The sequence below is a fragment of the Vagococcus sp. WN80Y genome, assembly GCF_059621045.1.
The window spans coordinates 1-2,828 of sequence record NZ_JCAQHY010000073.1 but is presented as its reverse complement, the minus strand read 5'-3'; the positions used below and the strand labels follow the sequence as shown (position 1 = coordinate 2,828).

1 protein-coding gene is annotated in these 2,828 nt (G+C 41.3%); it reads right to left on the bottom strand.

Features of this window, described 5'->3' with window-relative positions; translation table 11 throughout:
• Nucleotides 1–2,828: SpaA isopeptide-forming pilin-related protein (locus AC5KOD_RS02855; RefSeq protein WP_496913027.1), on the bottom strand; the 2,828-nt coding region annotated here is incomplete at both ends.

Below are 2,828 nucleotides of genomic sequence, written 5' to 3'. Positions count from 1 at the left end.
ATCGCGGTTTGTGAGTGGACGGGAAGGTTTAAATCTGAGTTCATGGATGAGTTATTAACCAACACATCGCCTGCTTTTTGGCCTGTTGGTTTTAAGGTCACCGTTAATTCAATGCTTTTCCCAACAGGCAGTGAGCCGTGTGACACAAGAAAGGCTTTCGCATTAGCGAGACTGGCAATAGGCGTTGTCCCAGGTACAAAGGAGGTCCAGCCTGTGATACTACTTGGATCCGTCTTTTCATCTGTTTTAGCGTTAGTAAACGAAATCTTCGCTGTTGGATCGTTAATCTTCAACTCTGACACAGTGTAAGAACCGCTGAATTTAGTGCCACGAGAATCGCCTGTGTAAGGCAAGACCTCCAAGAGCTTCGAATTAGGAATTGCAGAGGCACTTTCATTAACCATCTTAATATTATAGGTAATGGACGTATCCACACTAGGGGCTTTAGCATCGACCTTTTCGCCTACTTCAATGGCAGGTTTAGTGGCCGTTTTACTGAGAATGATTTGTTGGATAAGCATTTCGATAAAAGAATCTGATGAAGATCTAAGACTATCTGCACTCGTATCTTTCGATGCGGGATTAGCTGATACCCACATTTCACCTATCGTTTTCACAGTTAAATTGTTTGTATAACCACTTTCTTTAAAGGTTAATTGAGTAAAATCGGACTCTGCTTGAAAATTAACTTCTACCCCCGTACTTAAGGGAAGCTTTTTAAACTCCCAACGCAAGGTAGTTGTTTCATCTGAATTTGACACCACGACAGGTTCTGATAAGCTTTCTCCCAATCCATTTACTGAACTTCCTAACTTATAAATAATTCCTTTAGGTAGGGTAGTTGTAAGCGAACCATCATAGGATATATCTTTACTGCCTGAAGTAACACCCGTCACGGTAATGTCAATAATTTCATTTGATTGATACAACGATTTTTTTACCTTAGTTTTTGTTGTAATAGCAAATGGCCTCACGTACGCAGATTCCCCAATATGATTGTAATATTCCATTGGATAGGATGTAGGCGTTCCTGAACTATTATAAACAGTTGGTTTATAAGTACCTAGCAAACTACTATCTGGATTACCATTTTTACCAACAGGTCCACTGCTTATTGTCTGATCAACAATCTTTCCAGCTTCATCAATAAATTTATGAGCAGCTAACACGACCAGAGGCTTACCTGCAGGCGTTTTATTGCCTGCTTTTGCTCGCACAATAACAGGAACATAAGGGCCAACTTGTAAAGCTCCTCCCCAGACACTTGGATCAAAATCAAACTTAGAGGAAGATACTACGGCACTGATTTGCCCTGTAGCCAATGCTTTTTGAGGCGTATCATACCAGTTATATAGCTTCTTCATAGCATCAATCTGCCCTACTTTCATGGTATATGGTGGGGATGTTCCTAAACTTTTAGCGACACCATAGCTGAAAACAGTTGCGTCATTTACCAATGTCCAAGTATCCATGGTAGGCTTACGTGTTGGGTCATATTCAAAGCCCGTTGGATCCCACATATGAAGATGCTCAGATCCTTTAACTTTCAAAGCACTGCCACCACCAGAGTAGGCATAATCTGTAAACACGGCTTTATTCCCTTCCGATAATTGAGCATTCCCATAGTTATTAGCTAAGCTTTCCTGACCAGGGGTTGCTCCTGAGTAACGATGCCCGTCAGAAGAATACTTTCCTGGATAGGCTTCTACCCCTATCGCCGGTGTAGACTTATAAGACCCTGTTGGCGTTACAACAGTTGGATAGGATATCTCAGATGAATTGGTCGTCGTAATTCCATCATAAGTAACAGTATCCACATATAGACTCATGTCATATCTTGTCCACTTATTTTTTAACGCTAAATCATTGGTCTTTTTTCGATCCCAATAAAAAACCATTTCTAAGCTAGAAAAGCTCTTATCGGTCGCAGACTGCGTGCGATTTCCCGTCATATTATAGGTATATGGATTTACAACCCCTACATATGACTTATTTGAAACAGTCGTTTCAAATGAGGCTGTATTTGATTTTAGAGTAAACGCTCCCGAGTCATAAATCCCTATCTTTTCAATATCTTGTGTTGGTTGTGACGTGTATATCTTTTTAGTTTTAGCATTAGGAACACTTAAAGGCTTGGTGAGCTGAGCAAAATTAATCGTATCTATGCTTGTCCATTCGCCACTCGCCCTATCATTAATTGCAGGCGCAGAACCGATTAGCCCGAACACATTATATTGACTAGTGGCTAAATTTTGTGTCGGATTCGCTCCAATTTGATAGGTCCCTTTTTGCTTGACTGTGTATTTGATTTCTCCTGTCGGAAATGTTGATCCTCTATAATCGCCTGTTTTTCTTCCAGCAATAGGTTGCAGTACAGTTACCGCCCCTATATCGTAGCCACCCACACTTGTATTACTCCAATTAAATAACGTATTTGTCTTAACTTCACCCTGAACGAGCCTGACACCAATTGACGGCTTTGCTGACACCTTTGTAATAGGTACGTACATCGAAGGAAGTTCCTTGTGTGTATACACCTTATTAAATACCTCAGTTTCTCCCGTTTCAACGTTTTTAGCATCGACAATTTCCAGCTTAAAGGTAGGCGTTAACCATATCCCATTTTTCGCCCCATATACATTCATAATCACTGGCACAAATACTTGTCCACTGTCACTAATCACCGACTCCATCACACCCTGAGAATACTGAGCGCCCGGACTTGTCGGGTTGTCGATATAGGTGCCATTCGCAATTTCTCCGTTATGTTTGGGGGTTCCACCTGTGTTTGTCAGCGCATTAGACAGCTCACTCATCACGCGATAGCG